The 14,690-nt window shown below is 53.7% G+C and carries 9 protein-coding genes; 2 read left to right on the top strand and 7 right to left on the bottom strand.

Annotated elements, in window-relative coordinates:
• Window positions 1-413: 413 nt before the first annotated feature.
• From AACP59_RS08985 to AACP59_RS08955, 7 genes are all read right to left on the bottom strand, one after another.
• A complete protein-coding gene (locus tag AACP59_RS08985) occupies window positions 414-1,337 on the bottom strand; it encodes an alpha/beta fold hydrolase (protein ID WP_339350923.1) in 924 nt (307 codons plus the stop codon).
• Window positions 1,338-1,346: 9 nt separating this feature from the next.
• Window positions 1,347-2,390, bottom strand: coding sequence for a LacI family DNA-binding transcriptional regulator (locus AACP59_RS08980; protein ID WP_339350921.1), 1,044 nt, complete (start codon window positions 2,388-2,390; stop codon window positions 1,347-1,349).
• 107 nt (window positions 2,391-2,497) lie between these two features.
• Window positions 2,498-3,313 (bottom strand): carbohydrate ABC transporter permease, encoded by an 816-nt coding sequence (locus AACP59_RS08975; RefSeq protein WP_339351239.1) that lies wholly within the window; start codon window positions 3,311-3,313, stop codon window positions 2,498-2,500.
• Window positions 3,314-3,383: 70 nt separating this feature from the next.
• Entirely contained in the window at window positions 3,384-4,298 is a 915-nt protein-coding gene (locus AACP59_RS08970) for a carbohydrate ABC transporter permease (protein ID WP_339350919.1), read from the bottom strand.
• A gap of 60 nt (window positions 4,299-4,358) precedes the next feature.
• Entirely contained in the window at window positions 4,359-5,759 is a 1,401-nt protein-coding gene (locus AACP59_RS08965) for an ABC transporter substrate-binding protein (RefSeq protein WP_339350917.1), read from the bottom strand.
• 63 nt (window positions 5,760-5,822) lie between these two features.
• On the bottom strand, window positions 5,823-7,364 hold the full coding sequence (gene arfA, locus AACP59_RS08960) for an arabinosylfuranosidase ArfA (RefSeq protein ID WP_339350916.1): 1,542 nt from the start codon (window positions 7,362-7,364) through the stop codon (window positions 5,823-5,825).
• A 660-nt stretch (window positions 7,365-8,024) separates the two neighbouring features.
• Window positions 8,025-11,147 (bottom strand): glycoside hydrolase family 3 C-terminal domain-containing protein, encoded by a 3,123-nt coding sequence (locus AACP59_RS08955; RefSeq protein WP_339350915.1) that lies wholly within the window; start codon window positions 11,145-11,147, stop codon window positions 8,025-8,027.
• A 416-nt stretch (window positions 11,148-11,563) separates the two neighbouring features.
• On the opposite strand from AACP59_RS08955, the gene AACP59_RS08950 reads away from it, so the two are divergent.
• Window positions 11,564-13,993, top strand: coding sequence for a glycoside hydrolase family 3 C-terminal domain-containing protein (locus tag AACP59_RS08950; RefSeq protein ID WP_339350914.1), 2,430 nt, complete (start codon window positions 11,564-11,566; stop codon window positions 13,991-13,993).
• Window positions 13,986-14,651 (top strand): GtrA domain-containing protein, encoded by a 666-nt coding sequence (locus AACP59_RS08945; RefSeq protein ID WP_339350912.1) that lies wholly within the window; start codon window positions 13,986-13,988, stop codon window positions 14,649-14,651. The genes AACP59_RS08950 and AACP59_RS08945 overlap by 8 nt, the downstream gene beginning before the upstream one ends.
• Window positions 14,652-14,690 lie beyond the last annotated feature (39 nt).

Here is a 14,690-nt window from a genome sequence, read left to right as displayed (position 1 = left end):
AACCCCGACACCCATTCAGCACCCTCGTGCACCCGGCAACACCGGGCGGGCATCGGACTGGCAATCAAAAAAGCTATAAAGTAGCACAAACACGCTCTTGAGTTCTCAAACCACCACCACACCAACAGTTTCAAGGAACCAGTTGATTTCTTGTCTCTGTCGGGCAGCAAAAGAACAATTTACACGAATCGGGTTCCAATGGCAAATTGGCATAGTCAGATAAGGCAGAAAACCCGTGGCCGCAAGGGTTTCACGGCGTGTCGGCACTTTGAAGGCCAGACCTGCTATCCGAACTCCGCATCTCATGAACCCCGCTGCACTCACCAGCGAGACTCAAACCAATATCGTCACAGTCCATAGTAGTATCCCCTATCCGGTTCAGGGCAAATTTCCTCAGGATATGTTCATCAATCTCATTGAGGTAGGCACAGTTCCCTGACCAGGCCGGCGAAGTGGGCAGGCTCGTCCCAGTGCGGACTGTGCCCTGAATGCTCGAACCATACGAAACGGTGGTCGGTCCGTATCGTGGATGCATACCGTTCAACCAGGATTGATGGGAGATGCCAATCATACCTGCCGCCGATGAAGGTCACCGGCGCCCCATAGGAGGTGACCTTGCGGAAATCAACCTCCTCGAGCTCCCCATTCAGTCGGCTGCGCGACTGCTGTATGCCCCTACCCAGGTTGACCAGAGACTTCCAGGAGTAATAGGGCGAACGTACATAGGACAGAACGCGGCCAAGTGTGCTGAACACGGTTCTGATACTGCCCTGCTGCCTCAGTTCATGCACCGACATGACCAGGTCGGCAAGGGTGCTTTCCCTGCCTGCCACATTCTGCCCCCATTTGGGCAGGGACCGCCGACTGAGATCCTGCCTGAGCGTCAGAGCGCCCTGCATGGTGACGACCTGGCCCAGACCGATATAGTGGCTGATCAGCAAGGGATACCTCCGCACCATCTCCAGACCCAGCACACTGCCCCAGGAGTGTCCGATCAGGATCAGCGAATCCTGCCGATAGGCCCTCAGTATGGTGAGCACGAACCGATGAATGTCCTCGACCATGGAACTGATGGTGACCGACTCATCCGAAGCGAAGGGATAGTAGGAGAGACCACTGCCACGCTGATCCAGGTTGATGAAACGGAAGTCCTCCTCAAGCTCGGCGTTATAGCGCATGGTCAAGGGAATGCAGGCATCACCAGGACCACCATGCAGATAGAGGATGATGGGAGCCTCGCGCGGAGCCGGATTCATGGAAAAAACCAGACGAGCGCCGTTGATTCGGGCTTGGTAGATGTGCGAGCGACTACGAATCTGGTTTATACGACCGGTCATAGCACAAGCTTAATGGTCTTCCAACCGTGTCGAGTCACGCTCAACCAGCTCAAAACCTGTTGTATAGGTACGCACCGGACCCGAATACCCATTAATTCGCTCTATCAGCATACTTACCGCCATGCGTGCATAATCGTCAATAAGGGGGTCGACTGTCGTCAAGGATGGATTGGCGTAAGCACCCTCAGGGGTGTTATCAAATCCCACAACCTGCACGTCGTCAGGAACAGACCTCCCCCTTTTCTGAATCTGGTGCATCACGCCATAGGCTACGGCATCATTCAGGCAGATGATGCCATCAACGTCAGGGTGGACATCCAAGAGGTAATCGGCGGCCTTCATGCCGTCATCGCTCATAAGCCTGGGAAGGCCCACAATCATGCTGGGATCGACTTCCAATCCCCGTTCTTCAAATGCCTGAACATACCCTTTTACTCGTAACTCCTGCGTTCCCTCAACCGCAGAGAAAATCTTCCTTCTGCTGTATTTTGCCGGTGCTCCGACAAGAGCCAGCCTTCTGCAACCCGCATCCAGCAAGCGCCCGGTTGTAAAACGCTCTGCTTCGGTATTCGGCATGGTGACGAAATCTGCTTTTCCATAAGGCCGATAATCTCCGGTCATTACGATGGGATAGGTCTGAGAAAGAAGCAGACCCTTATCTTTCAATGGGCGTTCAACGAAGAATATCCAACCATCCGTGGCCAGATGGTACGTCTCGTCGATGATGGAGGTGATTCCCGGCCCTCCGGAACTGTATGTGCTGACGACGACGCCATATTGCTGTTCACGGGCTGTTTCAATGACCTTATCGGCGAGGTACGCTCCGAAGGGTTGGGTGAAATCAAAGATTCCGAGACCGAGTATCCCTGTGGCACCAGTTTTCAGGGAACGTGCGGACATGTTGATCTGGTAACCAAGCTTCACCATGGCATCTTTGACGCGTTTCCTGGTATCAGGACGCATGCTACCGGAGTGGTTAAGGACGTTTGAGACCGTTTTTATCGAGACATCCGCCTCTTTCGCCACATCCTTGATGGTCACCCGTTTCTGCATTATGGCTCCTTGATGATGCAACGATTACTCTGCTTCGTACAATAACACGGGGTCCTTCACCACCATGGTGAAGGACCCCGTGTTATGAATGGTCTGCCGACGCTTATCTACTCCTTGACAGCTCCTGCAGTTAGCCCACTCACCCAGTACTTCTGAAGGAAGAGGAAGGCCAAAACCAGCGGAATCACCGATATAAAGGCACCAGATGTTATCAGATTCCAGACCTGTTCCGAACCGGAACCTGCATTCGATTTCGCCTGCCATTGTGTAAGGCCGACAGTTATAGGGAAGAGTTTCGTATCAGCAAGAACAACCTGCGGCAGGAAGTAATTGTTCCAGCAGTTAACTACGGAAAGCAGGAAAACCGTAGTAATCGCAGGGGTCATGATGGGGAGGGCGACTTGCACGAAAGTCCGAATCTCACCAGCCCCATCCACACGCGCCGCTTCCAGCATCTCATCCGGTAAAGAACCCGTGCAGTAGACACGCATGAGGTACGTCCCAAACGGAGAAAGCAAAGAGGGCAGAAGAACGGCCCAAACCGTATCGTTCATGCCTATCTGCGACATAAGGATGAAGGTGGGAATAACCAGTGCCGTGGTCGGAATCATCAAAGCACCCAGAACTATATCGAAATAGACGTTCCGGCCCGTAAAACGGAACTTGGCAAACCCATATCCGGCCATCACTGAAATGACGGTAGCTCCCAAACCTCCCACAAAGGCGTAGAGGAAGGAGTTGAGCAGCCATCTCCAGTAAATGCCCCCCTCATAGGTGGTGAGCTCCTTGATGTTGTCGAAGAGCGCAAAATGCTTATCGAACCACATCGAGCCGCCTGTACCCATAAAAAGTCCGGAGTTTGACTTGGTGGCAGCGATGACCAGCCACCAAACCGGCATCAGGAAGTAGATGATGCACACCACCAGTAGAACATTCGATACGATTCTGGGCCTCTGCCTGATTTGAAGCGAAGACGATTTTGTTCTGGACATGCTAATCTCCCAGTCCGGATTGCTTGCGGGTAATACGCATGAAAATGACACTGAACACCACCACCAGGAGGCCCAGTGCGAAGGAGATGGTCGCAGAATAATTAATCTGGTTGTAGTTGAAAGCCAGGGCCTGGGCATACATGTTGGGCGTATATTCAGGGGGAATGGCGGAATTGGCATTATTCCTCAGAACCATTGGCTCAGTGTAGAACTGTAGAGTTCCAATGAGAGAAAAGATCGTGACCATAACCAGGGAACTGGCAATCATCGGTGTCTTTATACGGACGGCTATCTGCAGTTCTGATGCGCCATCCAAACGTGCCGATTCATACAGATCATGAGGTATCGCTCGCAAAGCCGAATACAGGATGACCATGTAATACCCTGTCCACTGCCATGTGACCATATTGACCAAAGCACCGAATATGCCGTTCGTGCTGAGGAAATCAGGCGGATTCTGACCGAACAGAGCGAATATGGAAGTGAATGGGCCAAGATTCTTCGAATAGATAAAGCCCCACATGAGGGCACCAATGACCACAGGGATGGCATAAGGCAAGAAGAAAAGAAGTCTGGAAGCCGATGCGAGGCGTGTCATCATGGAATCAATAACCAGCGCCAGTACCAGTGCCAACCCCAGCTGTATGGGAACCATGACAACCGTATAGACGACTACCCTGCCCATACCCTTCAAAAAGATCGGATCCGAAAATGCCCGTTGATAGTTGGCCAGACCCGTAAAGACACTTCCCCGAACCTGTGTATAGGTGAACAGAGAAACATAAAAGGCATACACCAATGGAACAACCAGGAATACTATGAATACGATTCCGAAAGGAAGGGTAAAGAACCAACCCCACGTATTGTCTCTTCGTGAACCACTACGTCTCTTGGCAGATGCAAGCTTTGCTGACATGACATATCCTCCCGGAGGGGAAGGCCGGAACCTTCCCCTCATGAGACTTGAAACAACGGATTACTGCTCTACCTTGAAACCTTGCTGCTTGGCATAATCACTCAATGTTGACTGCAGCTTGTCCATGGTCGACGAGACATCCTTTCCATCACGAAGTATGGAAGACAGGGCCTTGGTCTGCTCGTCATTCGCATAGGTCTGGAAGGGCAGGAATTCGTAACCCTTGTAGCCCTGCGCGACAGGGGCGATGATCTGGTTGATCTTCTGATTGCCAAAGAAGGGCTCTTGACGGTTCAAGAAGGAATCGGAGCTGAGTTTTTTTACCCAAGTGGGATACAATCCGCTCTCGTTGACGGCAATGTCCTGCGCCTTTTCATCGCCGAACAGCTCCATGGCCACCTTTGCTGCAGCCTCGGTGTGCTTGGCCTGATCGGTAACGGCCATGCCGGAACCACCACAGTTGACATCAGGATCCGATTGATCCCAAACAGGCGCCTTGGCAATCTGCCACTGCGATCCCTCCTGTACGCCGCTGACCCCATTAAGGTAACCGACCAGCCAGGAGGCATGGATGATTGTTGCATAGGAACCATCAACGTTCTTCTTGTTCCACTCAGCAGTATCAGTGTCGTCGGTAGCAACAATGTCATCCTTCGCAAGCTTCTGCCAGAAGGAAACGACCTTCTTTACCTTGTCTGAGTTAATATCCACCCCGACGTTTTCCGGATTGTTTGCGGAGTACTTGAATACTTTCGCTCCGTTTTGATCGTAGTAGGCATAGTTGAACAGAGTTCCGTTGGGCTGCCAATTGCCGATATGACCCGTATAACCCTTTTCCTTGAGCTGCCTACCTGCCTGCTCGTACTCATCCCACGTGGTAGGAGGCTTGACCTGGTATTTATCGAAGATGTCCTTACGGTAGTACATGACTACAGGCCCAACATCGACAGGAACCCCGTATACGCCCTGCTTGCCTCCCAGCTGGACATCCTTCCAGGCACCTGCAGTGTAGTTGCTTTTTACTTTGTTGATACCGAATTTGGTCAAATCGACCAGGTGCTTCTCCACACCTGAAGCGAATTGTGGCATCACCGCATACTCAAGCTGGATGACATCAGGAGCACCCGACTTTGCCTTGATGGTTGTGTTGAAACGAGAATAAGCTTTGGCTGATTGGTCTGCACTGGTCCAGCACACCTGCACATCATCATGGGTCTCATTGAAGTGATCCACCAGCTTGCCGAATTCAGGATACCACGCCCAGACAGTTACTTTTTCGGCCTTAGGCTTCTTCACGGTATTGCGGCATTTTGCCGAGTCATTGGCTTTCGCATCGGAATGAACCTGTTTTGATCCGTCATCGCCAGATCCGGATGGTGCTCCCGGTGAACCGCATGCACCCGCGGACAAGGCCATTACAGCCACAAGTGCCGACGCGCCTATGAGTCGTAGTTTTCTCATCTTTTCTCCTTATTACCTATCAGTACTGCCTTCACATCTTTGTCGAGCAGCAACATCTCAATCTCAGTTGAACAACAGCATGGTCCAGGAAACCGCTGGCAGAGCTACCGAACACTGATGACCATCCGTATCAATCGAAGCCGTCAGATTATCATGCAAAATCACACGATTCTGATCCTGCAATGTGTTGACCGCCAGCAGATCATCTTCATGAAGAGTGTAAGCCTTGACTTGCGAATGTCTGGCGCTGGCCGGAAGATCAATGGTGAGCCGGTTCTCTTTATCCATCGACCTGTTCACCACGAATACCGCCAATGAACCATCGGACCGCTGGACCGTGACTGAATTAACGTCTGCCACATCGCCATATTGCTGTGTGTTGTGGTTCGTGCTTTCTTGAACAGTCCGAAGAACGGTACCACCCTTGGCATAGCGAGCCATGGACGCGAAGGGATAGAAAATGGTCTGCCTCCACGCATCCCCCATTGGTTCCGTCATAATAGGAGCGATGACATTAACGAGCTGGGCCAGAGAGGCCGAATGTACCGTATCCGCATTCTGAAGAAGCGTAATCAACAAGTCGCCCAGAACAACGGCATCCGTAACCGTGTAAACATCCTCCAAAAGCCTCGGAGCCACAGGCCAGTTGTTTCTGCCTTCTGGGTTCTTTGACTTTTCGCCATCCTGATACCAGACGTTCCACTCATCAAACGATATATACACTTGATGGTTGCTATGGCGTGTGGCCTTGACGGAATCAATGATGGCTGCAACATCCTTGATGAAGGAATTCATATCAACGCCAGAGACGAGGAAGCTCTCTATATCGTTATTCTTTGGCTGATAATAAGCGTGGCAGGAAATAAAGTCGACGTAATCGTAGGTTCTTTCCAGAACCGTTCGTTCCCAATCCCCGAAAGTCTCCATACTATGGCTGGACGATCCACAAACGACCAAGTCCAAATCAGGATCAATCTGCTTCATGCCGGCTGCCGCTTTGGCCGCCATTCTTGCATAGTCCACAGCATCGCAATGGCCTAACTGCCAGGGGCCATCCATCTCATTACCGAGACACCACATACGAATGTCAAAAGGTCTCTCAGCACCATTACTGCGGCGCAAATCAGAGAGGGCCGTGCCCGACTCTATATTGCTGTATTCCAGGAGATCCAAGGCCTCCTGGAAACCTTGCGTTCCCAGGTTGACGGCTTCCATCAGCTCATTGCCTCCGGTCTCGGCCAACCACTGCTCCATTTCATGCAGACCAAACTGGTTGGTCTCGGTGGAATGCCAGGCAAGATCAAGACGCCGGGGACGCTTGGCCGGGTCTCCGATACCATCGCGCCAACGGTACCCGGAAACATAATTACCGCCTGGATACCTGACTGTGGAAACTCCGAGTTCCTTGACTAAGGCAATGACGTCTTTCCTGAACCCATGCTCATCGGCATCAGGATGTTCAGGCTCGAAAAGTCCTGTATAGACACACCTGCCCAGGTGCTCAACGAAGGATCCAAAAAGCCTATCGTCTATATCCGATATTGTGTACCGTTGGTCAATGAGCAACCGGGACTGTCCCTGGGAAATTGAGCTCGTCGATTCCATTCCTGTCAGACCTCCATGGGTTCATTAATAAGGACAACGTTGTTTTTAACTCCCGGAACGGCACCGTCCTGCTAGCAAAGCACACAACCGGCAACTAAATACAACCTTGTACTGACTGCTATTCAATGTATAGCATTTTCTTCTCGCATGCAAATTCTTTCCATGCTGGCTTCGGGGGATGGGGCAATCTTCATGGTCTTGAACACTTCATAAGTCACAAAATAGGTTATCGTTGTATTAACTTCCAATTTCCCTTGGCTCTCTCACTTTTCTTAGTCTGCCATAAGCATCGGGGCAAACGTGCAGAAGGCCAAGAACGCAGTTCTGATACCGCCCCAGGAGTCTCCCCGATTAGGATCAGTGAATCCTGTCGATAGGCCCTCAGTATGGTGAGTACGAACCGATGAATACCCTCGACCATGGAACTGATGGTGACCAACTCATCCGAAGCGAAGGGATAGTAGGAGAGACCACTGCCACGCTGATCCAAGTTAATGAAGTGGAAGTCCTGCTCAAGTTCGGCGTTATCTCACTGGGCTATTCATCATTGGCCCGGCACTACGAATTTACAAAAGAACAGGGTAGCCGCATAATCACGCGACTACCCTGTAAACCACCATTCATCTAAAACTGCGGATGACTGGTTGCACAGCCTTACCTTTAGGCCTTTGCCTTCTTCCGGCTCTTAGGCTTGCGGTAATGGTCCGGATGGGCCTTCTCATCACGACCACGACGAACGATCCAGAAGATGATGAGAGCGGCAATAAGGACAACAGCCACATCAATGCCGTACAGCAGCTTCTTCCAGGGGCTCATGGAATACCTGAGCCTGGATTTCGGCGTAATCCCATTCATGGCGTTGGAGTTGACAGTCGCATAGCCGATATTATGCAAAGCCGTACGCATCGCCACACGAGCCGTTGGGCTGTCATAATCCTTGGCGGGGCCGTCCATCTGGTTCATGAACAGGTCGTTCCCCGCACGAAGGGTCATGTCGCGCAGCTGAGGCTGCTTGGTCGGATAAAGATCGGTGATCACAGCGCCGTGGAAGTTCCACTCGCCCCGGAGCACGTCGGTCAGCATCCCGCGATGAGCGAACCCAATGACACCGCCGATGCTGTTCTGTGAGGACATGATTCCCGTGGCGGAACGAATCACCTTCTTCTTCATGGTGCCCTTGTCATCGGAGATATAGTTCTCGGTGCTCCTGGCATCCTTGACCGCTATCTCGAATGGCTTCAGGTAGATTTCGCGAACCGCCTGCTCATTGGCCCAGGTGGCAAGATACATGTCGCGGAATGTTTCCTGCTCATTCAAGGCAAAATGCTTGAGGTAGCTGAATATGCCCTTGTCACCCGCACCGCTGATGGATGCGGCAGCCAGCTTGCCTGACAGCAGACCATCCTCGGAGTAATATTCATAGATTCTTCCGCTGAACGGCGAACGATGAGTATTGACCCCGGGGGCATACCAGGCATTGAGACCAGACTGAAGGCCCTCTTCACCCAGAGCCTCGCCCATTTTCTTGAGCAGGTCTACATTCCAAGTGGAAGCGATGACGTTGGCACCGGCCCAGGAGGAGGCACCCTTGACGCTCCAGCCCATTGCACCATCCTTGTCGACGGTGGCAGGCTTGTCGATAGATGGAATTGAAGCTGTCTGATAAGCCGCTTTGTACAGGACCTCTCTGATGCTCTTCTTGTCGCCCTGCCAGTCGATCTGATCCAGCAACTTATCCCACTTGCCGCTATTGTAGTCCTCGCCACGCAGATCGATCAAGGCGAGATCATGCTTGGCCTTGGATGTCGGCTCCTTGCTCTGATACACCTCGCTTGACTTATCATTACCGAGGACCTTATCGGTCTCGGGATCGTAGTTGTCAAACCACTTGAACTCATCAAGGGCGACCTGAGGCGCCTCCTCCTTATGACCGGCAGGAGCCGTGGGGAAGGTGCCCTTCCAATCGCTACGGGAAAGCTGGGTGACGTTCTTACCATCCATATAGGTGTCCAGAGTCTGGAAGGCGTTACTGGGAGCCTTGAAGGTCTTGCCCTTGTCCGGCTTGCCTGTGGGCTCACCCTTGGCGTTCAGGGACGACTGTGCATCCTTGTCGGACTGACGCGGATTGTTACCCTCAAAGAACTTGGTGCTGGCCACCTGGAGTTGACGCTGGTCAAGAAGATCGTGCGAATTGTTCTTGAGTTGTATGGCATATTCTCCGGCCTCAAGGACGTAGGCGCCTGTTGACCCGTTGCTGTTCTTATGATGGTAATCATAAGAAGCCATATCATCTTCCTCGAACTCAAGCTTAAGCTCCTGGCTCTCTCCCGGCTTCAGTTCCTTGGTCTTGCTGAAGTCGCCCAGTTCGGTCGCTGATTTCTCCACATGGTTCGCACGATCGTAATCGGTGTAGGGAACGGTGTAATACACCTGCACGGTATCCTTGCCAGGAACCTTGCCGGTATTGGACACGTCCACACTGATCTTTACCTTGCCGCCGGATACCTGAACACTCTTGAGCTTCCGATCGAAGGAAGTGTAGCTGAGTCCGTAGCCGAACGGATACGCCACGGCACCGGGAGTGACCAATGCACCTGCATCGTCCAAGCTTCCGTAGACGAAGTCGGAATCCTCGACACTGGCCGTCTCATAATACCGGTAGCCGACGTAAATACCCTCTTCATACTCGACGAAGGGCCGATCCATGGTGCCTCGACTGGTACCAGGCATCAGATCTCCCAGCACGGACTGGTCCGTGACCTTGGAATTGATATAACGGTTGTCTCCGAAATTCGCGAAGGTCGGATCCTTCGTGAAGTCTGCAGGATAGGTGTCCGTCAGACGGCCGGAAGGTGTGACCTTGCCGCTGAGAATCCTACCCAAGGACTCAAACCCGCGGGAGCCGGTGGTTCCGGTCCAGACAATGGCGTTGGCCTGGAATTCGCCGCTCATTATAGGTGTCAGTTCCATGGGGTTTGCAGAATTGAGAACCACGACCACCGCTGCGCAATGGTCCTTGGCGAATTTGATGGTCTTCTTCTCGGCGGCCGTCAAGGCCAGATAATGAGGCGTCCCATCGTCATAGGCCTGCGTCCGCTTGTCAATTCCTTCCGAACCGGAACGCTTTACATAGACGATACCGGTGGTGTCCTTCAGCTTGTCGGCCAGGGAATCATAGATTCCGGCATCGTACTCTTCAATGTGGGCGGACTTGCCCTTGTCCATAATGGCCTGGACTGAGTTCTTGTCCGAATTCAGGGCGTTGGTTCCCTGCGCGGCCCCCGGCGATGAAGGCTTGGCGCCCTTCATCGCCTTGATCGTGTCCTCATCCACCTTGAAATAGTGCTTGAGTCCTTGTTCCGCAGTGGTCATATCCTTATCGGTCGTGGCCGCTGCGCCGCTCCCGGAATATGCCGGATCCATATAACCGGCGCCAAAGGGTGCAACCGCGCTGTGTTCTGCCAGCGGCAGCACACCATCGTTTTTCAGCATGACGATACCTTCATCCGTCACCTGCTGAGAAATGGCATCACTCTTTTCCTTGGCCTCCCGCATGGAGTTCGTGGTCTTGGCGTTATAGGTTGCGTTCCAGCTGCTAGTGCCGGAAGCCTTGTTGACGACCAGATGACCGCCACCAAGATAGCTGTCCAAGACACTGGCGAACGAATTGCCGGCAATTGTCAGGGCAACTGCCAGAACAACCAGAACAACCACGACAGTAACCCATATTCGTTTGAATACGCGGCCGCTCATCTTCAATTTCTCGGGTTTTTCCGATTCCATGATCTCTCCTTACAGTCTCATCGTTGACACGTAGGGACGTCATTGATGACGGTCATCAATGGCAGGTATCATCCTGCAGATTCCCTGTTCTTTAGCTGAGTGGAAACAGCTTTACCATATCCATCGCCTCCAAAACCAGAGATGGGGAGTGGCATAATTTGTCGTTTTCAAACCCTAATCTGCCGCTGTCAGGCAGGAATCATCATCCGGCATACCTACCATTCATGCCGATAAAACGACAAGTTATGCGCAATTGTGATTTCCTTTCCTCCTATCGGGTCAATAATGAACATGAAACGTAATAACCGGGTTGACGCGGCTTAACCAATCGGCGGAAGCAGAGTAGGTTCCAGGCACAAGGAATCTCTCTCTTCCCTCAAAGCCAGCGAATACGCGCGGGTATGAAAAGGAAGACAATGGAAGTCAACGATCTGACAGTGTTGGAGAAGGCATCATTGCTCTCCGGCAGATCCACCTGGGACACCCGAGAGGTCAAGCGCGCCGGAATTCCCAGTATGGTGCTCAGCGACGGCCCCCACGGATTGCGCAGGCAAACAGGGGCCGGTGACAATCTGGGTATGGGGCAGTCAAAGCCCGCCACCTGTTTCCCCACAGCCGGAACCGTGGCCTGCTCCTGGGATCCTGAACTGGCCAGAACTATGGGAGAGGCCCTGGGGCAGGAGGCCAAAAGCCTGGGGGTGAACATGGTCCTGGGCCCGGGAATGAACATCAAACGTAACCCCCTGTGCGGCAGGAACTTCGAGTACTATTCCGAGGACCCCCAGGTTGCGGGGCACATGGCCTCCGGCCTGATCGAGGGAATCCAGTCCCAGGGCGTGGCAGCCACCCCCAAGCATTTCGCCCTGAACAGTCAGGAGCTGCGCCGTCAGGCATCCAATTCCGTGGTGGATGAACGCACCATGCGTGAACTCTATCTGACCGGATTCGAGATTGCCGTGCGCCAGGCCCACCCCTGGGCCATCATGACTTCCTACAACATGGTCAACGGCACCTATGCCAATGAAAACGGACACCTCCTCAAAGAGATACTCCGCAAGGAGTGGGGATTTGACGGCATGGTGGTCTCCGACTGGGGCGGTTCCAACAGTGCTGTGGCGGCGGCCGCCAACGGCTCCTCATTGGAGATGCCGGAATCAGGTTTTGACTCGGTTCGTCAAATCGCCCAGGCAGTGAAAAACAAACGCCTGTCGGTGACCGACCTGAATGCCAGGGCGGCAGAAGTGGCCAAACTCGCCAAGTTGACCTTCGACCCCGCCATGAATGCCGACGGGAACCTGTCCGAGGAACAGAAACTCGACCACCATCAGGTGGCCCGTCGCATTGCCGAGGGGTCCGCCGTCCTGCTGGTCAACAAGGATGAATGCCTCCCCCTGAAGGCCGGTACAAGAGTGGCTCTGGTCGGCGACATGGCCAAAACCCCGCGGTATCAAGGATCGGGTTCCTCAAAAGTCAATGCAACCCGGCAGGAGAGTCTGCTGGACCTCCTCCGTCAAGGGCAGGAATCCGGTCTGGAACTGACTTCATATAGCCAAGGCTACGAACGACACGGCGACAAGAATCCCAGCCTGATCGACCAGGCCGTCGCCTCCGTGGACCAGGCCGATGTGATCCTCGCCTGCGTCGGTCTGGATGAGCGCAGCGAATCCGAGGGGCTGGATCGCTCCCACATGGATATTCCCCCTGCCCAGACCGACCTCCTGACCGCCTTGGATAAGACCGGGAAGCCACTGATCGTCGTTCTGGTGGCAGGATCACCCGTCTCCACCGATTGGATCGACCAGTGCGATGCCGTCCTCTATGTGGGCCTGTCCGGACAGGCTGGTGCCTCGGCCACCCTGAACCTCCTGACCGGCAGGGCCAACCCCTCGGGTCATCTGGCTGAGACCTGGCCACGGTCCTATAACGACTGCCCTAGTTCCGACTGGTACCCTGCAACAGAACGTGACTGCATATACAGGGAAGGGCCCTTCGTTGGTTACCGGTACTACCTGACCGCAGGCGTGAAGGAACGTTTCCCCTTCGGTTTCGGGCTTTCATACGCCCATTTCGCCTATTCGGATCTGACCCTGGACGAGAATGGGGCCTCTTTCGCCCTGACCAACGACTCCGACAGCGACGGTTCCACTGTGGCCCAGCTGTATGTACAGGCTCCCGAGGGTGGGGTTCTGCGGCCTCTGCGCGAACTCAAGGGATTCAACAAGGTTAACCTGAAAGCCGGCCAGACCACCACCGTTCGCATCGACTTCGACCAAACCACCTTCCGGCACTTCGATACGGAAAGCGACTCCTGGCAGACCGAAACGGGTGATTGGACCATTATGATCGGCTCCGATGCCCGAACCATGGAACTGACCGGCACACTTCCGGTCAAAGGCACGGTCAAGCCCCGGCAGGCCGATCCGGCACTGGGCGCCTACCTGACCGGCAAGGTCAAGGATGCCACGGACCAAAACCTGGCAGCCCTCTTCGGCCACCCGGTGGAAGGTCAGGGAGTCATCAGCACCTTTGGCCTCAACGATCCGATTTCCTCCTGGAAGGACTCCAGAAGCGGAACGGCCAGATTCGTGGCCAGGTTCCTGTCCAATAGAGAACGCAGGCAGGAAGCCAAGACCGGCAATCCGGATTTGAACACTCTCTTTCTCCTCAACATGCCACCTAGGGCCATGGGGAAGATGGCAAACGGCCTGATCGACATGGCCATGGTCAACTCGGCCGTCCGCATTCCCAATGGGCATTTCTGGCGGGGGATAGGAGGCTTCATAGCGGGCTTCTTCCGGAACATGTCCGCCAACCGCAGGACCAGAAAGGAACTAAACCATGAGTGAACGGCAAGGACAAACCGGTGAGGTAGCCGCCAGTGCCGAAGAGTCAACCTCCAGGTATGGCATCGTCCGCTGGTGGCAGCGGTTCTCCGACCGTCACGAAACCGTCGCCCAGTTCATCGTCTTCTTCATCCTGTCCAACGGTGTTACGGTACTGCAACTGATTCTGATGCCCGTCCTCAAGGCAATCTTCAATGGGACATCACTTGTGGGAATCAGCTTTCGATTCTGGCATATGGGTACGGTCGGCGGCAAGCCCTATTACCTCTTCGACTACGCCTCGGGAGCCATCAGCAATGGGGGAGGAGGCGGACTGGCTTACTTCTTGGCAGTGGAGATCACCTTGCTGATTGCCCAGATCATCAACTTCTTCCTGCAGCGCAACATCACCTTCAAGTCAAACTCCTCCGTCTGGAAAGCGGCTTTCTGGTACATCCTGGCCTATATCGTGATCACCGTCATCGCAGCAGCCCTTCAAGGCTGGTACAAGGATCCCATCTATGGCTTCTTCCAAAACACCCTGAACTGGGGCGGGGTAGGTACCACCGTGGCTGATCTCGTAACCATGATCATCAATTCCGCCATCTCCTTCTGGGTCTTCTTCCCCATTTTCAAGGTCATCTTCAAGCAGGTGTCCGACGAGGAAAAGGCCGAGGACTGAACTGTGGTCCTGGCCAGTGCCTGACCGGAACCGGCATTC

Origin of the sequence: Bifidobacterium indicum (assembly GCF_036987015.1) — a bacterium.
GTDB classification, from domain to species: Bacteria; Actinomycetota; Actinomycetes; order Actinomycetales; family Bifidobacteriaceae; genus Bombiscardovia; species Bombiscardovia indica.
This window is presented reverse-complemented; position numbering and strand designations above follow the sequence as displayed.